Origin of the sequence: Bradyrhizobium sp. LB8.2 (assembly GCF_040548035.1) — a bacterium.
Classification (GTDB): domain Bacteria; phylum Pseudomonadota; class Alphaproteobacteria; order Rhizobiales; family Xanthobacteraceae; genus Bradyrhizobium.
The window spans coordinates 64,663-84,814 of sequence record NZ_JBEPQV010000035.1 but is presented as its reverse complement, the minus strand read 5'-3'; the positions used below and the strand labels follow the sequence as shown (position 1 = coordinate 84,814).

24 protein-coding genes and 1 pseudogene are annotated in these 20,152 nt (G+C 58.9%); 11 read left to right on the top strand and 14 right to left on the bottom strand.

Translation table 11 applies throughout. From position 1 onward, the window contains the following. Positions 1-458: 458 nt before the first annotated feature. A complete protein-coding gene (locus ABIB06_RS32410) occupies positions 459-1,283 on the bottom strand; it encodes a class I SAM-dependent methyltransferase (RefSeq protein WP_354069701.1) in 825 nt (274 codons plus the stop codon). Between the two features lie 678 nt (positions 1,284-1,961). Between ABIB06_RS32410 and ABIB06_RS32405 the strand changes: the two genes are divergently transcribed. The 4 genes from ABIB06_RS32405 to ABIB06_RS32390 all read left to right on the top strand — a co-directional run bounded on the left by ABIB06_RS32405 (position 1,962) and on the right by ABIB06_RS32390 (position 4,942). Next, on the top strand, positions 1,962-2,369 hold the full coding sequence (locus ABIB06_RS32405) for a hypothetical protein (RefSeq protein WP_247347539.1): 408 nt from the start codon (positions 1,962-1,964) through the stop codon (positions 2,367-2,369). A gap of 274 nt (positions 2,370-2,643) precedes the next feature. Further along, a complete protein-coding gene (locus tag ABIB06_RS32400; RefSeq protein ID WP_354069699.1) occupies positions 2,644-2,961 on the top strand; it encodes a DUF3303 domain-containing protein in 318 nt (105 codons plus the stop codon). Between the two features lie 880 nt (positions 2,962-3,841). Beyond that, positions 3,842-4,096: a hypothetical protein gene (locus ABIB06_RS32395; RefSeq protein ID WP_247338777.1), complete on the top strand. Its 255-nt coding sequence runs from the start codon at positions 3,842-3,844 to the stop codon at positions 4,094-4,096. 537 nt (positions 4,097-4,633) lie between these two features. Beyond that, on the top strand, positions 4,634-4,942 hold the full coding sequence (locus ABIB06_RS32390; RefSeq protein WP_247338775.1) for a hypothetical protein: 309 nt from the start codon (positions 4,634-4,636) through the stop codon (positions 4,940-4,942). 158 nt (positions 4,943-5,100) lie between these two features. Here the strand turns inward: ABIB06_RS32390 and ABIB06_RS32385 are convergent, their stop codons facing one another. The 4 genes and pseudogenes from ABIB06_RS32385 to ABIB06_RS32370 all read right to left on the bottom strand — a co-directional run bounded on the left by ABIB06_RS32385 (position 5,101) and on the right by ABIB06_RS32370 (position 6,455). Then, entirely contained in the window at positions 5,101-5,292 is a 192-nt protein-coding gene (locus ABIB06_RS32385) for a hypothetical protein (RefSeq protein ID WP_346730914.1), read from the bottom strand. Between the two features lie 14 nt (positions 5,293-5,306). After that, the gene (locus tag ABIB06_RS32380) at positions 5,307-5,630 is read right to left on the bottom strand and encodes a hypothetical protein (RefSeq protein ID WP_247338773.1); all 324 of its coding nucleotides are present in this window, start codon (positions 5,628-5,630) and stop codon (positions 5,307-5,309) included. A gap of 68 nt (positions 5,631-5,698) precedes the next feature. Further along, positions 5,699-5,925 (bottom strand): annotated as a pseudogene (locus tag ABIB06_RS32375) (Hsp20 family protein); the annotation flags it as partial. A 260-nt stretch (positions 5,926-6,185) separates the two neighbouring features. Beyond that, positions 6,186-6,455, bottom strand: coding sequence for a DUF2934 domain-containing protein (locus ABIB06_RS32370; RefSeq protein WP_247338771.1), 270 nt, complete (start codon positions 6,453-6,455; stop codon positions 6,186-6,188). Between the two features lie 533 nt (positions 6,456-6,988). Between ABIB06_RS32370 and ABIB06_RS32365 the strand changes: the two genes are divergently transcribed. After that, positions 6,989-7,342, top strand: coding sequence for a response regulator (locus ABIB06_RS32365; RefSeq protein ID WP_247351209.1), 354 nt, complete (start codon positions 6,989-6,991; stop codon positions 7,340-7,342). Between the two features lie 20 nt (positions 7,343-7,362). On the opposite strand, the gene ABIB06_RS32360 is transcribed toward ABIB06_RS32365, so the two are convergent. Beyond that, positions 7,363-7,758 carry a response regulator gene (locus tag ABIB06_RS32360; RefSeq protein WP_354069695.1) on the bottom strand — a complete coding sequence of 132 codons (396 nt, stop codon included), beginning with the start codon at positions 7,756-7,758 and terminating at the stop codon, positions 7,363-7,365. A gap of 3,224 nt (positions 7,759-10,982) precedes the next feature. On the opposite strand from ABIB06_RS32360, the gene ABIB06_RS32355 reads away from it, so the two are divergent. The 5 genes from ABIB06_RS32355 to ABIB06_RS32335 all read left to right on the top strand — a co-directional run bounded on the left by ABIB06_RS32355 (position 10,983) and on the right by ABIB06_RS32335 (position 14,988). Next, positions 10,983-11,228, top strand: a complete 246-nt coding sequence (locus ABIB06_RS32355) for a hypothetical protein (protein ID WP_354069693.1) — start codon at positions 10,983-10,985, stop codon at positions 11,226-11,228. Positions 11,229-11,734: 506 nt separating this feature from the next. Then, the gene (locus tag ABIB06_RS32350) at positions 11,735-12,016 is read left to right on the top strand and encodes a hemerythrin domain-containing protein (protein WP_354069691.1); all 282 of its coding nucleotides are present in this window, start codon (positions 11,735-11,737) and stop codon (positions 12,014-12,016) included. Positions 12,017-13,024: 1,008 nt separating this feature from the next. Then, positions 13,025-13,756, top strand: a complete 732-nt coding sequence (locus tag ABIB06_RS32345) for a Crp/Fnr family transcriptional regulator (RefSeq protein ID WP_354069688.1) — start codon at positions 13,025-13,027, stop codon at positions 13,754-13,756. A gap of 346 nt (positions 13,757-14,102) precedes the next feature. Next, positions 14,103-14,582 (top strand): phasin, encoded by a 480-nt coding sequence (locus ABIB06_RS32340; RefSeq protein WP_354069686.1) that lies wholly within the window; start codon positions 14,103-14,105, stop codon positions 14,580-14,582. A gap of 133 nt (positions 14,583-14,715) precedes the next feature. Beyond that, on the top strand, positions 14,716-14,988 hold the full coding sequence (locus ABIB06_RS32335) for a hypothetical protein (protein WP_354069684.1): 273 nt from the start codon (positions 14,716-14,718) through the stop codon (positions 14,986-14,988). A gap of 413 nt (positions 14,989-15,401) precedes the next feature. On the opposite strand, the gene ABIB06_RS32330 is transcribed toward ABIB06_RS32335, so the two are convergent. Then, positions 15,402-15,593 carry a helix-turn-helix domain-containing protein gene (locus tag ABIB06_RS32330; protein WP_354069715.1) on the bottom strand — a complete coding sequence of 64 codons (192 nt, stop codon included), beginning with the start codon at positions 15,591-15,593 and terminating at the stop codon, positions 15,402-15,404. Positions 15,594-15,857: 264 nt separating this feature from the next. On the opposite strand from ABIB06_RS32330, the gene ABIB06_RS32325 reads away from it, so the two are divergent. Beyond that, the gene (locus tag ABIB06_RS32325; protein WP_247342407.1) at positions 15,858-16,061 is read left to right on the top strand and encodes a cold-shock protein; all 204 of its coding nucleotides are present in this window, start codon (positions 15,858-15,860) and stop codon (positions 16,059-16,061) included. A gap of 32 nt (positions 16,062-16,093) precedes the next feature. Here ABIB06_RS32325 and ABIB06_RS32320 read toward each other — a convergent pair whose 3' ends face one another. The 7 genes from ABIB06_RS32320 to ABIB06_RS32290 form a co-directional block, all read right to left on the bottom strand. Beyond that, positions 16,094-16,279 carry a hypothetical protein gene (locus ABIB06_RS32320; RefSeq protein WP_354069681.1) on the bottom strand — a complete coding sequence of 62 codons (186 nt, stop codon included), beginning with the start codon at positions 16,277-16,279 and terminating at the stop codon, positions 16,094-16,096. A gap of 489 nt (positions 16,280-16,768) precedes the next feature. Further along, positions 16,769-16,918, bottom strand: a complete 150-nt coding sequence (locus ABIB06_RS32315) for a hypothetical protein (RefSeq protein WP_354069679.1) — start codon at positions 16,916-16,918, stop codon at positions 16,769-16,771. A 140-nt stretch (positions 16,919-17,058) separates the two neighbouring features. Beyond that, complete coding sequence (locus ABIB06_RS32310; protein ID WP_354069677.1) at positions 17,059-17,229, bottom strand: hypothetical protein; 171 nt, start codon at positions 17,227-17,229, stop codon at positions 17,059-17,061. A 936-nt stretch (positions 17,230-18,165) separates the two neighbouring features. After that, on the bottom strand, positions 18,166-18,456 hold the full coding sequence (locus ABIB06_RS32305) for a hypothetical protein (RefSeq protein WP_354069675.1): 291 nt from the start codon (positions 18,454-18,456) through the stop codon (positions 18,166-18,168). Between the two features lie 6 nt (positions 18,457-18,462). Continuing rightward, positions 18,463-18,657 carry a hypothetical protein gene (locus ABIB06_RS32300; RefSeq protein WP_354069673.1) on the bottom strand — a complete coding sequence of 65 codons (195 nt, stop codon included), beginning with the start codon at positions 18,655-18,657 and terminating at the stop codon, positions 18,463-18,465. Positions 18,658-19,090: 433 nt separating this feature from the next. Then, positions 19,091-19,648: a hypothetical protein gene (locus ABIB06_RS32295; protein WP_354069671.1), complete on the bottom strand. Its 558-nt coding sequence runs from the start codon at positions 19,646-19,648 to the stop codon at positions 19,091-19,093. A gap of 92 nt (positions 19,649-19,740) precedes the next feature. Next, positions 19,741-20,025 carry a hypothetical protein gene (locus ABIB06_RS32290; protein WP_354069669.1) on the bottom strand — a complete coding sequence of 95 codons (285 nt, stop codon included), beginning with the start codon at positions 20,023-20,025 and terminating at the stop codon, positions 19,741-19,743. Positions 20,026-20,152: the final 127 nt, after the last annotated feature.

Genomic DNA, 20,152 nt, shown 5'->3' with positions numbered 1-20,152 from the left:
ACCACATACAACAGAGCTTGGTTGGAGAAAATGCAATGCGTTTTGTCTTGGGATTATGCCTTGTGTTCGCGTCGTGTGCTTCTGCGAGCGCCGCGCCAAGGTGGCATCACAACTCGCGACAAGCCATCGCGCGTCCTGGCCAGGTGGTCACCCCGAGCTATATCACTCCAGGCGGCGTGCGCATCTATCGCGACGATTCCGTTCCGGGAGGTCTCCGGACCGATCACGACGATCCTCCTGCCTACGATGATCCATCCAAGTTTGGCGGCGGCTGATGACTGAATCAGCGCGCGTCTGCTTTTGGTCACAGTCTGACTTTCATAGCGACTAGAGCTGGGGTCGGCTTATCTCCTAAAGGCAGACATAGCGGCCCTGTAAGCGAAGGTCGGCGACGGGCCAACAACGGAAGCCGCAATTCTCGTTCGCGTCGCGGCAACCGAGGCAAAACTCGAACTGTCCTACACTCTCGCGCATAGCAGGTGGGCGGCTATGGGGAAGGCCAGTTCATCATTGCTCGTGAATTTACCCAGGGCGTTCCTGACGTCGGTGATTAGAGCTGCGCGCGCCGCAGCGTCTGCCTGTGATACCGGACCAGCCAATGGCGAGCCCGCAACGTAACTCAACACAAATCGCTCGACCGTCGGAAAGCGCACGGTCCCACTCCGCTGTTGAATTGCAACGTCCTGAAAACCTGTGGCACGAACGAGGGCTTCCAATTCGTCGGCATTGGACAACCCAAATGGCGCACGCATGATAGCTACCGCGGCTCGACCAACGTGTCGCTGCAATGCGTCAGCCAGAACAGCAAATCCGGGACTTTCGTGAATGCCGTTCCACACCATCAGCGCGAGTCTTCCTTCGGGACCAAGAACCCTACGCATTTCGCGTAAGGCCGCGGGCCGGTCGGCGAAGAATTGCAGGCCCAACTGGCAATATACGACGTTAAATGAACCATCTCGGAATGGCAGCTTATCCGCACTCGCCTCTTGCCACTGGAGTTGTCCGCCGGACCGCGAATCCGGCGATACGACTGATCTAGCGACGCTCAACATTCCAGGATTGAGATCAATCCCAACCACGGTACCACTTGGACCGACGCGCGTTGCGGCGATGCGCGCCACAACACCAGTGCCGCACGCGACATCGAGAATACGCTCGCTAGGCCGAGGTTGAGCTAGCTCAACAAGTATCGGAGCCCACACCCCAAACACAGCCGGCACCAGCTCTCGCTCGTATACCTCGGGCGCACTGCCCACGACCTGCCACTGTGCTTGCTGGCTCATTTTCATGCCTCCTACCTGCAAGAAATGTTTGACCGCAACCAGACTTTACAAAGTACGTTGGCCGTGAGGGCAGTATAACTCGATGCTATGAAGTCAGCTATGGGTCAAGGCGGCGGTCCGCACCGGGGACGATGACTGGGAGATGTAGGGCATCGGCGCAGGGGCAAACTTCGGGTCACGTGCCGAGATCGCTATAAACGAGCGTCAAGGTTGCCACGTAATCGCACCACTGGATGGGGTTAGAACGCCATGACTTATCGTGCGCGTACTTCTCCAAAAGCAGCCGATTACATTCCTCTCCCGGAGCCTTCCGCGAAATATGCCCTGCGACCAGCACACACACACCGTAGAACCAGTCAGCCACACTGACTTGCGTATTCAGTTGGACGCAGTGTGAAGTTGCCGACAGCGAGTACGATCTTCGGGCCCTGAGCAAGCTGAGGCATTTTGCCTCTTGGGGCGAAACACCCATTTCTAGGGGTGCATCCAGTCTTGTAGAATGTGGTTGCCCCTGAAGCGGGATGTGCCGAAGTCACCGTTCGGGACGAACGAGCAGTTACTAGCGCTATCGGCAGGTACGCTACCCTAAGAGACCGCCCCCTTTTCGGTTTCACACCACGATTTCACATTCCCCACGCGCGCAACTTTTGCGGCGGCTTGTTGCAGAGGAGAAAACCGATGAGCAAGATCGACCGAAGGTCTGCATTGGCATTCGGGTTGGCAGCGGCTACGGCGGCCACGATAAAGCCCGCCGCCGCTCAAACCACGGGCTACAAGGACACAACTCCATGGCCGGGTGTGGTGGTGCGCCAGTATGATGGCGACACACCATCGCTGATCCCGGGTTTTAAGACCGTCTCAATGCGTGACGTCATCATGCAGCCGGGATCGAAGACCATGGGGCCTCCGATGATGAATGCCATGGTCTGCCATATCACCGAAGGAGAGCTTCGGCTTGAGCAGGACGAAAAGACCTTTACCGGCAAGAAGAATTTTGTCTGGACCTGCAACAAGGACACAAAGGAGCAGGCGTTCAATGATGGGAACGTGGTCGCGATCATGAGGATCACCGACCTGAAGGCTTAAGGCTCGTTCTTCGCAAGTAATAGATTGTAGAGCGAATGGCGCACGCGACGGCGCGCCGATCGCGTCGGTGTGCCCTCTGACGTGCCTTCCGGGTTGTGTCGAATTTCTAGATATGCCCGCTGCGCTAACCGACGCGATGGGTCATGACCGGGCAATTTCACGACCAATGAGGTCGCTCTCGCCGCTGCTAACACTTGCGCGACCGCTCGCACTTAAGATTAGATGGGGCGCGTGGCTCACTGTCCAGTTTTGAAGGAGGTGTTTCACGAAATACATGCTCGAATATACAGTTCGCACTGCCGGTCTTTCCTTTGACCAAAACTTCGCAGGGTCGCAATCGCTTCTTGCGGCGTTCAGCAAGTGGACGCCGGATGAAGAGAAGGGGCTGACGATACACGTGTTCGTGGCGAACCTGGCGGGACGAGGCGGCTATGTTTTGGTCGAAGCCAACGACCCAAAAGCCATCACCGCCTTCGTGGCAAAGTACACTTTCTGGAATGACATTGATGTCGTTCCGGTCGTCGACATCGGTGAGTCGGTGCCGATAAACGCAAGTTCACTCGAATGGGCGAGACAGGCGTCTAAAGGGTAGTTGGCGGACGATATGAAATCAGCGCCCCGACAATTGGTCGGGGGGTCTCAATTCAAGGCAACGGAGAGAGCGAGGCCGATGTCGCGATCCGATACGATCGGCGGCACTGCCTGCCTTGTTGAAGTTATCGGGAGCTCAAATCGAGACATTCTGCCGCGGCATGCGGAAATGCGTTCGAGCAAATTCGCTTCCCACCTAAGCCGGGGCCTTGTGGTTGTTACCGGGCATTGGTGCGCATGCTCGTTGAGCGGTTCGGCGAGTCGGTCGGCGAGCCCCTCTGTTTCGGCAGGTGCGACCGGCTCGCTTTGATCTCGACCTCCACGGGGAAGTCGTCTGCTGCAAGTGAGGTATCCTGCCCGTGCGGCACCTCGACGCGTTTGGTCCTGCTCCAGCTTAGGAACGAAGGTTACAGCGGTCGGTTGCAAGCAAACTTAAATAGGAGGAAAGCACCATGAAGATTGGCAAGATGGCGCTCGTAGCTGCACTTGTGTTCGGATCGATCGCTGCCGCCTCCGCGCAGGGTGGCGCTGGGGGCGGGGCGGGAGGAGCGGGCGGAGCGGGGGCTGGCGGAGCGGGGGCTGGCGCGGGCGGATCGGGCGGAGCCGGCGGCGCGGGTGCGGGATCAGGGGACGGCGGAGGCGCAGGTGCGGGATCTGGGGGCGGCGGCAATTCTCCAGCCGCGACCAGCGGTCAAGGGGCATCGAGCAGCCCGAGTTCGGCTAACCCGGGGGCGACCATGAATGACCCGAAGATGAAAGGGAAATAGAAGCGAAAGAAATAGCCCGCTGACATAATCGAGCGGGCCGTTTTCATAAAGCAGTCGCGTAGCGATTGAGGCTGCGTTAGGCCGGCCGGGAGGAGACCGGTGGCAAGAACGTTGATGTCCAAGGCCGATCTCGAACTGATCGCTCTTCAGGAGATCCGGCACGTTCCCGGCGGGGAGCTCGTTATCTCCGTCGAGATTGAACACGACGACGCGGAACCCGATGGCCTGAATTGGCGACTGCTCGTGATTGCTAAAGACGGCGCGAACCTCGATCGCCTCCAAAACGCCGCTACTACCACGAGCCATCGGCTGAAGCGTCGATACCAACTTGTCATCCAGGGCGGCAGCTCGGCGGATGGCTGGGGCTAGAGGCCGGCCCCCACCACCAACAGAACGGCACCGATTGCCATAAGGAGAATGCCCGGCCAGTTCGCTCCGATCCCCAGGAATCCCACGCCGCGCCGCGTCGGCTCCAGTGTATCGCCAGCGGGCCGGCTAAGCGATCCCCGCCAAATAGTAGCGCGTGCCATGTACAAGATTCCGCCGAGAACAAGCAGAGCGCCAAGTCCTATCAGGAGCATTCTCGCCTCCTCAATTCATCGTTGCCATGTCAAGCTCCCGGAGGTGTGAGCCGCACCTCACTCGGCTTGGCCGGCATACGGCCCTTGCCTTCACGCCGCGGCCCGGATAGGTCCTGCGGCCGGCTCGGACTCCCGCGCGGGCAGGGATCCTCCGCCGCCGCAAGCGTCGCACCAGACTTCGATCGCGCCCTTGGTCACGCCTCGCCCACCCTGAGAGGATCGACGCCGGGGGCGTGACGCGCACCGGCAGCGGCCGCTCCGCGGGCTTCAAGGGACTGGCCACCCCGGGGGCGTATGGACGACCAGCGCCAACAGGCATCGCCTGGTGAAGGAGATCAGCCCGGTCAGCCAATGCGCGAATGCGTTGCGTCTGTTCTTTGCAGAAGTCCTCATCCATCGCGCCACTCACACCGAACACTCAGTTTCGCGGCTTCAGCTCACCGGCAAGCCAGCCGACCGCGTCGGTTTGTATCGGATCCACCGCGAAGCGGACCACTTCGGTACGCTCGCAAGTCGAGCACTCGAAGGTGCGCTCATCGAATCCGCGGGGGCCGGGAGAGATGCGCGCCAACGCCATCCGGTGCTTGCACACAGGGCACATCGGACGCTCGTTGGTCGAGACAGCCATCCCTGAAATCTCCACGGCCGATGATACGCCGTCCGCAGCCGGAGTCTTCAATATTCGCGCACGAAAAACCTTTTGAGGAGCGCCAAAGGGAACGAGCCCGAGCCCGGTCGACCCAGGTTGACGGTCGTGCTCATGGCATCACGTCTGCAACAGGCAACGGTCGATCAAGCCTTGGCTCCCTGAAGGCGTTCGGGAAGGTCGAAGCGGAAAGGCTTTGCAGAGCGGCCTCCTCTTCGGAAAGTCGCCGTTCGATGAACTGGCGTTCCAGAGGCAAAAGCCTGACGCAGGAGCCGGCGGTAGCGGCTGATGTTGTTATGATGGGCACGAAGGCGTGCCAGGTTTTCGTCCATCGTCATCAGGGCGTCCAAAACTACGCCGCGGCGGCCGCACGTTCGGTCGAACGGAGACGGTAGGGCTTTCCGCCGGGCGGCGTCCGTGGGCCACCGTCCAAGGCGCGCAACGCGTCCAAGATTTCGTCGATCGATACCGGCTTCTTGAGGCCGGCAGGTGCGCGCATCGACGGGCAAGAGGCGATCGCGGACGCGTCGGACGCCCATGATGCCAGGATTGCGCGCTTCTCGGTCAGCGTCAGGGCCGGATGATCCAGAACGTCTCTCGGTGCTTCAAACACCGTACCGGGATGAAGAAGAGCGTTGAAGTCGAAAACATTGTCGCCAGCGGTCGTCGGCCGCATGGTCCTCTCCTTTTCTTGACGAATGGATGGAGCCGCGCGACAAATCGTGCGGCTCCGAGGCGCGAGCGCTAGGCGGCAGCCTCAGCTTCCAGCTTCGGCACGTTGCCGGCCGAGGCATCGCCGATCGAAATCCGGCGGGCTTCATGGCTTCCGAAATCTCGCGGACGAGTTCGATGGTCAGCAAGCCATTGTCGAACGCGGCGCTTTTCACCTGGACATATCCGGCGAGGCTGAATTGGCGCTTGAAGCTGCGGTGCGAGATATCGCGATAGAGGAAATCACGCTCGGTCTTGTCCCTCACCGGAATGGACCTCCGCCAAATCGAGGTAAGGCCGAAGCGCCTTGTAATCACGGGCGCCGACCATATGAAGGAGACTGTTTTGCGGACGGCCGCCGTTGCCGTTTTCTTGTTTTTCGGAGGGCATGTGCTCGCTTCTGCTAAGAGAGGCGGCAACGGTCTACGTTCCCCCGTCGGAACTGGCGGTCTGAAAGTGCACACAACTGGCCACTGCCTCCGCTTTTTTGCGAGCGGACCGCGCGGAGCGTCGTCGTGCCCTAATCTTGGCTCCCACGGTCGGGTCGGCTGAACTCCCGCTCAGCATCGAGCCAGAAATCCAGGTCGCGCCCCGAAGGGCGCCCGGCCCTTTCCCACAGCTGATAGGCACGTGCCGTGATCTGGGCCCGCCGGGAAGAAGAGGGCAATAGGTTGCGCCTCAGTTGATCAGCAAACTGCCGCAGCCTGCTCGCGGTGTTCTCGTCCTTGGTGTATGCGGCTGTCCGAGTAGCCAGTGCGATCTGATGCTCGAGTTTTTTCCTTTCGTCCATCGGATCGCTCCATTTCCTCCTTACCTAAGACGACTCCGGCTGAGCTCAATTGTTCGAGCCCTGGCTGTATAATGCGAGGGGTGCCAATTCTTCACGCCGTTGAGTTCACTTTTGCACAAAGCAGCTCCTTAACCTCGTCGTCACGCTGCGCTGTACCCACTGTAGAAAGGAGCTTAGCCTCGTTACGTTTCCTCGAAGGAGAGAAGGGCGTGGGCGAGTTTCCAGATCGAGTTCAAGCGAACATGGACGTGGTGTTGGAGCAAGTTTGTGCGGAATTGACGAACGGCGGCGATCACGAAAGCCGCAGATATGTTGCCGAGCAACTGATCGGAGCCGCGCGGCAAGGGAAGACCACTCTCGGTGAGCTGACGTCTGCTGGCCGCGGTGCGGTAGTCTATATCCGAAATAGGCCCAAGTCGGCTTAGCCTCGCCTGATCAACTCCTCCAGCGAGCTTCGGGCCTCAGAACCGGCTGCCCTTATGAGAGGTCGGGAAAAGACTCCCATTCACAAACCTGCCGGCGTACTGAGAAGCATGGCATCAGTACTGCTAGTTGAAGACGAAACGCTTCTCCGCATGATGATTGCGGATATGCTGACTGAGCTTGGTCACGAGGTTGCTGGGGAGGCCGGTGACCTAGGCTCTGGGCTGACCATGGCCATGAGCGCTGAATGCGACGCCGCTATTCTCGATCTGCAACTTGGCCGGGATAGCTCGGCAGCCATCGCAGAAGCTTTGCAGGTCCGCGGCATTCCCTTCGTCTTCGCGAGCGGCTATGGCGCCGATGGCGTACCGGAGCAATTCAAAGGTCGGCCAATTCTACAGAAGCCTTTCCTCTTAGACGCTCTCGATCGCTGCATGCGGACGCTGCTGGGCCCAAGGCTCTAACGCCGACTAGCTCCAGAGTATCAGCAGGCACCGGTGGTCTGCTGCATCACGCGATACAAGTCATCTTCGGAGAATGGCTTCCGGATCATCGGGAAACCGTCTCGCCGTCGCTCTCGTCCTGACAATTGCAGAACCTTCAGCGCCGGGCGGAGACGGGTCGCCCGCTCGGCCAACTCGTGGCCGTCCATGCTCGGCATATTGATGTCGGTGATCAGGATCGAGATGCGATCATGATGCTGCAACAGATCCAAGGCTTCAGCCCCGCCGTTGGCGCGGATAACTTTGCAGCCGATTTCCTCTAACATGCTCGCGATCACATCGAGGACCGCCGGATCATCGTCTACCAAGAGAACTGTGTGGGTCATTAGGAACCAACGTTCGGGACGGATCCCCAGTTCCGACTCGGGGCGAACCATTGCCCCGCGGCTCGCGGAATATAGTTGTTGGTCCAGAATTGGAACTATAATGTTGCGGCAGCTGGCCTCTAAACCATCAACATTCGCTGAGGCCGGTGATGTTTGGGTCTCGAGTGCATCATCAATAGCCGTTCATCGAATCATTGGCATGCTCATCTGCATGCTCATGCCGATCTCACCAGGCGTCCATTATGAGACTCCCGCCGCCGCGGTGCGATGACTGCGGCATGCCGCAGTATTTAAAGCGGCGGTTTCTCGTTTGCACGGCCGGCGGACAGCCCGCGTCTGCCAGTGCGCAAATTGTGCAAAGGTCATTGGGACGACTAGGAACGGTCCCGCTCCATTGATCGAAAAAATAGGCCGGCCGTACACCCTCCGGGTGTGACCGCACATACGAAGGCCGCAGCGGAAGGTTAAACCGCTGCGGCCCGCGCATGGTCAAAAACCCGGGTCAAATCGAAAAGTGAAACATGCAGCCAGCCCCGGCGACAAAATTCTGCTCCAACTTTGCCCCGTTTGCAAACACAATTTCGGTGGAACCGAAATACATGTGATGGGCGTTCAGTTCCGAGAATGGGAACAATTTGCGCGCGCGAATCGGAGCGTGGCGCGTGCGAGATCACCAACCTAAGCAGTGGACGGAGGACGAGGTACAGACGCTGATCAAAGTGATCAACGCGGCTCGACCGCGATCGAAATCGCCACCGAGCTTGGAAGGTATATTGCTTCGGTGGCCGGAGACATCGGCCTTTTGCTGCGGAGCGGGAGGGGCGCTGCACAGAGACAGTAGGCAGCCCCGGTCGGCGCCACTTCTGCCGAGGTTCACGCTGGCGGGTCTGTGTCTCTTCTAGTGGGGCGCAACCAGCGCTGCCATACTGAATGCGACTACGCAGGCAGCTGCCAAGGACCAGAGCGCTATAGCGATCTCTTTGGGCATGGTGGTGGCCTCCTGACGAAAGCCGCCTTCACCATTACTGCCGCACGAGCTTACAGCGCATACCGATCAGCATTGTGTAGGCAAGCCGGCGCCAAATCAGGTTCATCAGGACTAACATCTGGCATCCCCATATTTGATGCGGCCAAGCTTCGACCTCGTATGTTTCAAGAAGATTTCGCCGGGAGTGCGAAATGGCTTCGTGCCGAGGGTGGAGGGCAGCCCCGCCAGCCGTTCGTTGGCGGAGAGACCGGCCCCGGCTGCAGGGGGGCTTTTGGGGTAGGCCGGGGCCGCTCCACCAGCTCGCCGGCGAGCCAGCGCCCAGTCAAATATCCGCCCGTGCTCGTCGTTCCATTTAGGACCGTCAATCCGCAAATTTCATTTTGTGTTGCGATAGCGGGCGAGCTCGGCCTTTGCCAGGGCCCGGGCCTGCTCGAGCGCTTCTGCTCCGGTCAACAGGTTCGGCGCGAGCCGCCGTCCGGCGACAACGTCCCATTAGAAATAGACGCTCGGCCGACCATCGGCGAAGCAGACTTCGTAGCTGCCGGTTTGGGGCACAGCTTCGTGCTTGCGGAGGCGGACGGGGGCGGGCATGCCGCAATCAAAGCGGCATTCGATGCACCTCGCAAATTATCAATCCGTAGGGCTTCGGAACGCGCGCGAGCTACTGCGCGTAAAACATTGCACATGAATCGAACCGGCCCGGCCTGGCCTGGCGGGAGGACGCGGGGTCAGTGTGGGATAGTTTGATTGCGGCAGGATAGCTGGCTTGAACCTGGGCACCATAGGCGCATATTCGGCGGATGCTCGAGCAGCGACCAACTTTCATGGCTCGTAAAAATCCCGGACTTGGCTGGGGGGTCGATATTCTGTGGCCCGACGGCGAAACGGAAGCAATCAAGGGCTTTATTACGGAAAGCGACGCGGTCAAGTGGATTGCTGAGCACGAGCACTCTAAGCCGTGGCAGGGAAACACGAATCAAAAAGCATCCCGAGCTCCTTAGAAACCCCCGCTCACCCTCCGGAAAATCGCGGGCCATCGGCGGACTCCCTAGACTTGACGGCGACCACGCGGCGGGAGTCTGATGCGCCGGCATGGGGCGACATCAGCACGACATTGACGAACTCGCGCGCATGGAGCGCATCTGCTTGGAGCTGGCGGCCGGCGCGGCCATGCCGGAGGAGCGGGCAGGGCTCGAGTTCATGGCCAACTGCTACCGAGCCGAGGCCAGTTGCCTCCAAAGCTGCTTCCCACCTGCTTCCCAATCCAAATTCCTGGGAAGCAACCGCGCTATAATGCGCTGTATTTCCTACATAAAATCTTTGCTTGACCGATCTCCGGTTACCACATGGCCGTCGTTGCCGGTGTCGTGTTCTGCCCACCTGGCGCAGTCAATCAATCGATATCGGATCGCCATCGGCAATGGCACCATCAGGGTAACATTCGCAGATGCGGCAATACGAGGGGTCAACTTCGCAAGCCGATTGACACCCAGTGAGAAGCTGGGGCGATAGGACGGAAGTTCGTCATCGGGGTGGACCTCGGCACCGAAGCGGGTTTGTGCGTGTTTCCTTGAAGGGACCGTTGAGACGTACTCGAGAGCCTCCAAAAGGAAGTTCAGGCTCGCCTATTGACCTCGGCGCAGGAAACCGAACACCACACCAACCTCGATTGGGTCGGCGTGTGCATTGACAAGCCTTTGCGGCGCTTCTTTCGGCATTGACGTGATGCTCGGTATGTTCGGCGTCGCAGTCTACACCTGCGAGCAATTGAATCTGCGTGGTATCCACTCAATCTGATGACCAGCCAGAAGCGCGCGACCGGGTATGGTAACGCGAAGAAGCCCGACATGCAGGCGGCGGCGGAGCGGCGCTGGGGTGTGAAGATGGGGGAGACGAAGCGCAGGCGGCGTGGGCAGGCGCTTACGCGCTGGACCTCGATCTATTCTGATAGCGGGCAAGAAAAGGCCCCAGCCTAAGGGAGGAAAAAGACTGGGGCCTCTCGAGGTCTCGCGCTGTCTGGACGCGATGACTTAAAGAAAACCCAACGCGTGAACTGCCGTTCCTAAAATGACTGGGGCCACCGCGGCCCCCCGGGTCTCCTTAAAATGCGAAATGAAAAGGGATTGCCAGCCCCGGTCTCATTATCCTCGCCCCAACTTGGATTAGAACAATCACGATTTCAGCGTTCCCGGAACGGGAGCCATCTACTTAGCTTTGCTTGCCTCGTATCCGCGCCATATGGCGTGATAAGCGACACATCTACTAAAGATGTGAGCCAGTGCTTTCCATGAGCCACGCCAATATCGTCCGCAGCTTCGGTCGACGGCTCATGACGATGAAGATGCCATCACGGGTTTTCTTGTCGGCCATTACGCGGCTTTCTGCATTGGTTGATCTTTCCACCTTAACGCTGCAAGGCGTTTGGAGCGGCATCCTCTTATCGGCCATCCAGACCTCGGTCTTCTCCCAATGGATGGCAGGCAGTAATCTTCTCGGTGGCGCCGGACAAGAGCCATCGCATCAGTGTGAGTGAGCTTTTGCCTCGTGAGCAGACGTGATCGTGGGCGCGCTGAAGACACGCCACTGCGTGTGATTGCGGCAGGCAAAGTCAAAAGAAGTGTCCGTGGTCACCGGTCTGCTTATCAGGACACGGGTGCTACCCATGTGGCAGCAGCGATGTCAGAGAGGACGATGCTTACCAGGTAGATGACGTTTCCATGCACGCGCTCGGCAACGACACCGCAACGAAACGCCGCACAGCGGGAAGGCGTGAAGGAATGCGTGTCTGCTGTAAGGGGGTAGGGAGGGGTGTCCGCAGCTTCAGAACCAATCGTTTGTTAGCGACCGCTCGCCCCCAGTTTCACACGCGTCTGCAAATCAAATGTTGAGGGGGTCACCGCGTGGCGCCTCGTCTGCCGCCGGCCATTCGCTGGGCGGAGCCGTCCGATGTCGTGGTCGAGCTTCAGGCGCGGCTGAGTAGGAGACTGCCGTCGGGAAAGCCGACGGCCGATTTAAGTTGTCGGTTTATGGAGCTCTGCCATGATCATAGAGCGCTTATCCCAAGAGCATCTCAACATTGAGAAGCTGCTGGCCATCCTCGAACGGGAACTCGAGGTATTCGATCGCGGCGACCGTGCTGACTACGAGGTGATCCACGCGGTTATCAGTTATTTCGAAGTCTACCCAGAAATTTATCATCATCCCCAGGAAGACTTGGTATTTGCGAAGCTGAGGGCACGAGATCCGGCTGCTGCTGCGAAGGTCGGCGATCTAGCTCGCGAACACCAGAAGGGGGCCCAACTTTTACGCCGCGTCGCTTAGGCGGTCGACAGCGTTCTCGCGGAACGTGAGATCCTGTACGAAGATGTGAATCTTATCGTTCGCGATTTTATCGCCCACGAGCGCCGTCACATGAGGATGGAAGATCGCGATTTCTTTCCGGTGGCACTCAAGATTGGACTGAGATCGCTTCAGCCGCAACGAGTCACAATGACCCGCTATTCAGCGACTTTGCCGACGAGCGGTTTGACGCTCTGCGCGCACATATTTTGCGGCTTGAACAGGAGGCTGACGCCGAGCGTAAGTAATCCCGATGCTGTCGCGCAGTGCATAAGTACCGAGCGACGCTGAGGACGCGCAAGGGTGAGTCAGAATTGGGCTGCGCCTTTGCTTCCGCGCCCACTTACGCTTGCGGCCGAAGCAGGAGGTTCTGATGCCGCTCCAGACCGATACCTCGCCGCCTCGCTGCGCACTTCTAAAAGCGTGAGTGTCCACTTCTGACGGCCCGAACGGAAACGTCACATAGGGTCAAAGCATTACCGCTCATGACCCAACTGAGACATCAACTTGGCCCTTCTCGGTCGGTCCTTAAATCCCCGCGTCCCTAAGTCTGCCCGACGCAGATGACAAAAGCAAAACGCTCAACAGCCTAACTCACTTGCCATGGCTGACCTCCGAGCCGGGTCGGGCTCAATGGCGGCTACAGACCCCCTTAGTTAACTCCGGCGTTCTGGTGGAGGCTCGCCTGCCTCTTAGGAGCAAGTGAAAGCTCGGCGGCTCCGAAGAGCCGCCGAGCGCTCGCAAATAGGAATACGTGACTAAAACGCGCGGAATGGAGCATGCAGGTGGCAAGCCGGTATGTTCGCGCCATGACGCAACAGCGCCCTTACCGTATTTCTACGGCGCGCTTGGCATGCGGGCCGTCATTCACCGCATGATCGGAGTTAAGCGCAGGAACTCAAGGCGGACTGGCGGAGTTTTTGCACGATGCTTGAGCCCGGTGCTGGGTCGATTGCTGCAGTGCACGGGTGATATCTGGGGTCCTCCGACATGGACCATGTCCCAATTGGCAATCGACTGCTCGACGCGTTGCCGCGTTCCGACTTTGAGCTGCTGAGGCCCCATCTGCGTCAGGTGGCGTTAGAACGGGACACAATCCTGCTTCATTCCGGCAGTCTGGCGGAGCAAATCTTTTTTCCGACGAGTGGCTTGATCGCATCCATCATGGAGATGCCGAATGGAGAAGCGGCGGCGACCGCAGTTTTTGGTAACGAGGGCGCCTCCGGGATGCTGGTGTCTCTAGGACCTGTTCCATCTCCGACAACCGCTGTCGTGCGTTTAGCCGGAAATGCCTGGCAGATCTCGCCCATGCCCTTTAACGCTGCGCTTCAGCGGAGTAGCTCGATCGGGAAGATGGTGCAGACGTTTACCCGTTCGCTTGTAGCGCAACTCCAGCATATTGCCGCGTGCAATGCGCTGCATCCTGTGGAGCAGCGCATGGCCTTGTGGCTGCTGCGTCTGCGCGACCAAACCGGGGACGATGCGCTTCTGCTGACGCAGGAGGCCATGGCTGAATTGCTCGGCGTACGCCGTCCTACGGTCTCGGTGGTCGCTGCTAAGCTAAAGGACGTCGGCGCTATCCGATCGACTCGGCGAGGCGTTGTCGAGGTTGACAGACGACGACTCGAAGCGACGACGTGCCAGTGCTATCAGGCAATTTCTTCCCGCCTCGACCGTATCGTGCCTCCAAGCAAGCCGCCGTCGATCTTATCAGCGAGATAGACTGGATCCGGGCGGATCGCGCGCTCGAGCGCGTGTTGCCGGATCGGCAAATTGTCTCGACTCCGTGCTGCAGCGCACTCGAAAAGAAGCTCTTGCCGCACGCCCTTCGTTGTTGAAAAAAAATTAGACCGAGTGTCAGAAATCGCACCGAACCTTTCAGCTTGCGCCTTCATAGTCGCCCGCAGGGGAAGGGCGGCGCGGTGACCTGTGGTCACATTTCCGATCTCCGTGGAAGTTGGAAGTAACTCTCGGAAACCGTCCGCGCGGGGTGCACTCTCCGCATGTGCGTCCGGGAGGCAATTCGATCATCGTTGATTTGCGGGTTCGCCTGAAAGGATGAAGTCCAGTGAGTGATGCCAACGTGAAAGTCGAAGGAAATGCCGGCGCATCGAAAATTAACGGAAGCGCGAACGGGGAGAGCGCCATGCCGCTTTTCGCGATCCCGGGTCTGTTTCGAGGTTTCGCCGAGCAGGGCGCCGATCGGGCGAAGGAGCACTGCCAGAAGTTGCAGGCCGCCTCAGGCGAGATCGCCGAGGTGGTGCGTGAGGCCTACTCCGGCGGCACCAAAGCCGCCGCAGATTACGGCGTTAAGATTATCGAAATCTCCACGGAGAACACCAACTCTGCGTTGGATTACATAACTACTTTGATGGATACGAGGTCGCCTTCCGAGGCCCTCAACCTTTGGGCCGCGCAGAGCCGCAAAAATTTGGAAGTCGCATCGGCCCAGAACAGAGAGCTTTTGAAACTCGCGCGGAAAGTTGCGACGGAGTCGTCTGAACCGGTCAAGAAGAGCTTCGCGAAGGTGCTGCAAACCAGCTTGTAGACTGGCTGTGCACGTTCGGGCACCCCTGAGGGAAGCCGGCTCGACCAAGCGTCTCCGCGAAAAAGTAGCGCTCCAGCCGACTATGGTCGGACGCGGCTTTTGCGACACAAGCGAGTTACGGGAGCTATCAAGCATGGGTATGGTCATGATCAAATGTCCGAAGACGGGAAGAGCTATCCCGACCGGCATCAATACGGACCGGGATAGCTTTCGCAGCAGCGCTGTGTTCTTCGCCCGCAGCTTTTGCGCGAACTGCGGCACCGCGCACGAATGGTTCGCCCGGGATGCCTGGCTTCAGGAGCCGAACTCGGTGAGGAGCGCATCGCGGCCGTACGAACTTTTCCGGACGCGCGGCACACTCGACACGGATGAACCATTCAGCATGGCAGATCAGGATGCAATGTAAAGCCGTTCAGGATCTGAATGTCTCGCTCTGGCCAACGCGGAAATTCTGCAACGTCAGCGTTTGCGCCGGCTATCAACGGATAGCGGACGTCTGCCGCGTCCGTGACTTGTGAGTACGCGCCTCTTTGCCCGTCATCGCCTATCTTCGAGTTCCTCCGATTTCCTGCTCGGTCACTCTCGCTTGGTTCACTGGGAGTCGAAGGATTCGCGAGGAGGAAGCTGACCGCTATCGAATCTAGGCTGAGGAATGCCGCCGTTTGGCCGATAGGGCGATTAGACATCCAGACAAAGCCGGGTTGAGCCTGGCAGCGGATTCTGAAGCTGGCCGAAACTGCCAGCGTGCACGGCGCTGCGATGCCAAGGAAGGTTGTTGCCGCGGTGAACAACGCGAAGTCGCAGTGTTCTGAGGGATGGCTAACCAATCCATTGCGCGAAGGCGCGTCCGCTGGTGCGGCTTATCCGGCCTCGCTGTTTGCGGAAACGTTGTAACCGACCGTAGACGGCCCGGCGACTTCGACCCAACCGCTCGCCGAGCTCGGTTGCAGTCATGCCCTCATCCAGTAGCGCAAGCAATTGCGCTTCTTCTTCAGGCGACCACGGACGTATCTCTTTGCCGATTGTTGGACATCGATTTCATGCCAGCAAAAGCGCTGCGAACCATCATCGTACAGCAAGATGGTAAATGATGAGTTCTGCCACCGATGGACTGGCGGCGGGGGAGTTGAGGGCAGGCGGCGCTGAGGGAAGTGAGGGGCCTCGCCAAGACGCGGCGGGTCTTAGGATGAGGGGGCGCGGGCGCGTGTCGCGACTAGCCTTTCTTTAGTCAAAGTTCGAGCACTAGCTTTGGTTTTTGAAAAATGGAGAAGTTAAGTGGCTATAGGCACCGTCAAATGGTTCAACCCGACGAAGGGATACGGGTTCATTCAACCGGATTCTGGCAGCAAGGATGTTTTTGTTCATATCTCCGCAGTTGAGAAGGCTGGTTACACTTCGCTCGCAGAGGGAGCTAAGGTCAGCTTCGACGTTGTGAACAATCGCGGAAAAGACTCGGCGGAAAACCTACGGATAGGTTGACGCAGCAGCCAGTCGCTACGAGTGGTCGCTAGTCATTGCTTGCCGTTGGCACTCGCCGCCGGCTCGACGGCCGGCTGATCAGTTTCCGGTGCTGCGGGTTCTCGCACCTCTTCGGCCGCTTGTCGGTTTCTTTGAAACGCCCATCCGACCAATCCCGCCAGCATGAGGACGGCCCCGGCGAGCATCAACCAGTGGGGATATTCGATCCTGGAAAGCATCGCTGTTCCCGCTAATGCTCAGCGCTCACCTTCGTGCCGCAGCGGCTGGGTAGGCAACGTTCTTGAGTGCCATGGTTTCGGCGACTGCTTGTTTTTTGGTCGGAAAGTGCGTCGCCACCAACAACAGGACTCCAGCGATGCAGAGGGCCGTCAAAGCGGCGCCCGCAACGCTCACCGCCCCTCGCAATAGCAACTGCCCCGACGCGCGCAACCTGGTACCCGCTTAGCGGGAAATGCTTAACGAAAACTGCGATGCGGCGGATAGCGATGGGATCGGCGCAGTTCGGTCGCGTCGGAGGACCAACGAGAGGCGCGCGTCTGACGTCAATCGTTGTCCACGCGCGATTTCCGAAACTCAACTGGGCCGTCTATCAGTCGGCTCTTACGAGCGTTGACGTCAGCGGTGCTAGCATCTTTATCGCGCAAACCATCGATCGCGTCTGCCGCCAACTCGCCGGCCCGATCACTTTGTGTCGGATGACCGTCGAGCTAAACCTGTTCGGTCGCTAAGGCGGACCACGCCTGCGCCATCCGCTTGTAACGGAGTGCCGCCTGCGCATTGGTCGCCCCCTCGGCGAGTTGCAGACAGTTCTCGGCATTTTCGCGAACTTTATCGGACGTTTTGACCATCGCAAACAACGGGCTTCCGGTGAGATCGTTCCGACGGATTACGTCGAACCATCATCGGCGCTGGATGCGACCGCGCTTGCTCAGGGCTCGGAAACGCTCCGCGCGAACTCCTGCGCCTGCGACTTGCTGAGGGGATGCGCTCTAGTCGATCAGGCGTCCTCTGGCGGCAGCTTGGCTACAAGGTGGGGCCAATTGCGTTCGATGATGCCGCGCATCTCGGCGTCGACTTCCTGGATTGTGTCGAAGCTCTCAATCTTCACGCGAAGCGCTTCGAGTTGATCTGGATCGAGCACCTGGCCTTTGTAGATTTCGATGAGCATGGCCTATCAACTGATGTTGTTCAGCGTTGTTCCGTTTGGTCCCCATCCGCTCCTTCAGGGCGGACCCTCCACTCCCTTCGAGGGAGCGTCTCTGGGCATTGGACCGATCTCTTCGTCAAGCCAGCGCTTCGAGAGGCTTTAGGAGGAAGCCCACCATCCGTCGGGGAATGGCTCCAGCAAAGTCCAATCGACTTGGTTGTCGTTGTCAGGGGGCTGATAGCTCCTGCATTCATGTTTGGTGGCGCGTGGCGACGGAGGCGGACAGACACGACTACGTAGGCGGCGCGAAGCAGGACGTGTCAAGCGTAATGGAGGCGCACCGCGGGCGCGTCGCTCTGCTTTGGCGACTAGACCCCGAAGATCTTCCAATTCTGAGAGCTGAGAAATGAGTTCGCTAAGTTGTTCGGCATAAAGGATTGCGCGAGAGCCTCGCATAATGTCCTCCCCAGCACAAAAAGCACTATCAGGACGGCTTCAGAGCAAATAGCGCGAGCGTAAAGGCGAACGCTACCACGCAAATATCGGATTTCAATACGTCACTGCCTCAGGGTCGCTGCTTCGGCCAGCGCGGTCCGAGGCCATTGAGAGAGCAAAAGGACCCCAGCTTCAGGGCAGTGAAGCTGGGGCTGTCTTAACGCTGCCCCTTGGGGAAGGCAGCCACCCCTTGGCAAAGGGCAATGGGAAAACTTTGCAATCGGCAAGTCGTTCCAAGCCCGTTCGTCGGTCGAAAACTGATCCTAGGTCGCGCATATCGATCCAGCCACCGCAAGCCGGGCACTTGATGAAATGTCATTATCGGTGTGCGCGGCCTCTTTCATTTAGGACTGAGCACAAGACACGGCCCCGGCTTGGGGGCTGGAGCATTGTGGGCCGGGGCCGCTCCGCCAGCTCGGACGAGCCAGCGAGACAGCAAACCGGGTAACCGGGGCACGGTTCCTAACGGGGCGACAACGTATCCTGCCCGGACGTCAGCAGCCGGACGTAGGTCCCGCTCTCGTGCAGCTCGAGCCAACCCTTTTCGACAGCGCACCTGATGCCGGCGCCGAACTCTGCGCCGCTTCCCTTGAGCGTGTAGAGGAAAGGATAGTTGATCTTCTCGATGTGGATGCGGCCGTCCTGGACCGGCTCGATGCTCGAAGCCAGCTGGACGAGCTGGCGGGCGGCGGCGTGCGCATCGGCGGCAGCGTGACCGCATTTGGGACACGTGATCGTGGAGTTCAGGATCATTTACCTTCAGGCGCTTGGCAGGCACCGAGCAAGGAATTGCCGGCGAGCCTCCTTCTGATTGGTCGCCAGTTTTATCTTCTCTCTCAAAAGAAGGATCTCCGCATAATTCTTCTCGATCTCTGGATCGCTGCGAAGGCATTCAAGCTGCTGGGCGTGCAGTTCGAATAGCGCAGCAATGTGCTCACTTTGGATGGGGCGCATGGCAATCAATCCCCCTGCTAAGGAAAATGAATTGAGCCTTCAAACGCTAGTTCAACCGAAGATGCAGAGTCTCTCAGTCCGCAAATCGCTAGGGCCTATTCCAAGCTAACATCATGGCACCAACTTGGGTGTAGCGTTGCGTCAAATAAACGGCACCGTTGCTGTTTTATCTTGCAAGGTCAGCCCCTCGGGCGTCGGTCCGCTTCCTTCAAGGGAGCGCAGCGCAACAAAGATCGTAGGGCCGGCAATAGAGCCAACAGCAAGCAATCCCCAACTACAGCCTATCGGGGGCTTTGCCGAGCAGATCTATCGGCGCGACAAGCGCGGCGCCGGCGAGGCTTCATGTTTGGTGCCGGACTGGATGGGCAGCTAAACTTGCCGCTGGGCGACTTGCGAACCAGTGAGCGCACGTTAGAGCGAAAGCGGCTTACGGTTATCGATATGCACGCCAGTCCTTGCCGGACTTCTCGCAAGCTTCACGGATGGATGGGGCAACTCGGGATATATCGATACGGGGTGCCCAATGAAACCGACCAAATGTATCCGTGAAGCCAATCCGGTCGTAGTCGCCCCTCGCGAGCGTCTCGTGATCTGGCACAAGATAGGACGAATGTTCTTCTCCAACGGCCAGCTTCTTTGGAAATCCCGCGCCTGGGCCGCCCCCTTGAGAATACTCGAAGTCCATGTCGTTGCTGAGTGGTGCACGCGACAGAAGATTTAGTATCCCGTAGCCTTTATCCTTGAATATGCCTTTCCGATGCATCGTTACCGCGTGCGTCAACGTGACCTCAATTGGCCCCATGTTGGTTGCACTCAACCGAAGCACATGGATGTCGGGGGCCCCACTTTGCATGATAGTGACCATTGCAAACGACGTCCGAACCACGGGTTTCGGGTAGATGAATTTTGACCAGACATTCCAGAGAAAGCCCGCGAGTGAGGTGAGCGCTGACAGTATGCTGATGACGAGCGCCCAATCTGCTGTCTGCATAAGTTCTCCAACGCCTTAGCGCAGCTAACGATAAAGGCCCCAGCCGGCCAGAAGCACGGCGGCGAGCACGACCTCGATGCGGCGCGGGCGGCTCACTTAGCCACGATGTAGGTGACGACCGCGGTGATAAGCGCGCCGAATGCTGAGATGGCCGCAAAGATCGTAGACCAAAACATATATCGGGCTTGCTTGGCCGCCTGAGCGGTGGCGTCGCGTTGAGCAACTACGGTAGCCAGCTCTGCGTCAAGCAATTGCTTGTTCATCAGGTACTCGCGGCGCTTCATCTCGACTTCGCGCCAGTAGGACATCTGAGAGCCCGGCTGCTCGCCCGTCCCCTTGTAGACCGCATCATCCGACCAAGTGTGTATGTCGCTCATTTCCGCCCCCCTAACCTGGCCACCTCACCCGTTTTGCTAAGCGCCCCCCGGCGACAACTCAAGCGAGACTAGCGGTGGATTGCCACCAATGAACCTTTGACCCGCCGCGACTCAGGAGCCGCCTTCC

Coding starts and splice junctions, on each gene's coding strand:
- ABIB06_RS32410 (WP_354069701.1), bottom strand. CDS start 1,283: ATGAGCCAGCAAGCACAGTGGCAGGTCGTGGGCAGTGCGCCCGAGGTA.
- ABIB06_RS32405 (WP_247347539.1), top strand. CDS start 1,962: ATGAGCAAGATCGACCGAAGGTCTGCATTGGCATTCGGGTTGGCAGCG.
- ABIB06_RS32400 (WP_354069699.1), top strand. CDS start 2,644: ATGCTCGAATATACAGTTCGCACTGCCGGTCTTTCCTTTGACCAAAAC.
- ABIB06_RS32395 (WP_247338777.1), top strand. CDS start 3,842: ATGTCCAAGGCCGATCTCGAACTGATCGCTCTTCAGGAGATCCGGCAC.
- ABIB06_RS32385 (WP_346730914.1), bottom strand. CDS start 5,292: ATGACGATGGACGAAAACCTGGCACGCCTTCGTGCCCATCATAACAAC.
- ABIB06_RS32380 (WP_247338773.1), bottom strand. CDS start 5,630: ATGCGGCCGACGACCGCTGGCGACAATGTTTTCGACTTCAACGCTCTT.
- ABIB06_RS32370 (WP_247338771.1), bottom strand. CDS start 6,455: ATGGACGAAAGGAAAAAACTCGAGCATCAGATCGCACTGGCTACTCGG.
- ABIB06_RS32365 (WP_247351209.1), top strand. CDS start 6,989: ATGGCATCAGTACTGCTAGTTGAAGACGAAACGCTTCTCCGCATGATG.
- ABIB06_RS32360 (WP_354069695.1), bottom strand. CDS start 7,758: ATGGTTCGCCCCGAGTCGGAACTGGGGATCCGTCCCGAACGTTGGTTC.
- ABIB06_RS32355 (WP_354069693.1), top strand. CDS start 10,983: ATGAGCCACGCCAATATCGTCCGCAGCTTCGGTCGACGGCTCATGACG.
- ABIB06_RS32350 (WP_354069691.1), top strand. CDS start 11,735: ATGATCATAGAGCGCTTATCCCAAGAGCATCTCAACATTGAGAAGCTG.
- ABIB06_RS32345 (WP_354069688.1), top strand. CDS start 13,025: ATGGACCATGTCCCAATTGGCAATCGACTGCTCGACGCGTTGCCGCGT.
- ABIB06_RS32335 (WP_354069684.1), top strand. CDS start 14,716: ATGGGTATGGTCATGATCAAATGTCCGAAGACGGGAAGAGCTATCCCG.
- ABIB06_RS32320 (WP_354069681.1), bottom strand. CDS start 16,279: ATGCTTTCCAGGATCGAATATCCCCACTGGTTGATGCTCGCCGGGGCC.
- ABIB06_RS32310 (WP_354069677.1), bottom strand. CDS start 17,229: ATGCTCATCGAAATCTACAAAGGCCAGGTGCTCGATCCAGATCAACTC.
- ABIB06_RS32305 (WP_354069675.1), bottom strand. CDS start 18,456: ATGATCCTGAACTCCACGATCACGTGTCCCAAATGCGGTCACGCTGCC.
- ABIB06_RS32300 (WP_354069673.1), bottom strand. CDS start 18,657: ATGCGCCCCATCCAAAGTGAGCACATTGCTGCGCTATTCGAACTGCAC.
- ABIB06_RS32295 (WP_354069671.1), bottom strand. CDS start 19,648: ATGCAGACAGCAGATTGGGCGCTCGTCATCAGCATACTGTCAGCGCTC.
- ABIB06_RS32290 (WP_354069669.1), bottom strand. CDS start 20,025: ATGAGCGACATACACACTTGGTCGGATGATGCGGTCTACAAGGGGACG.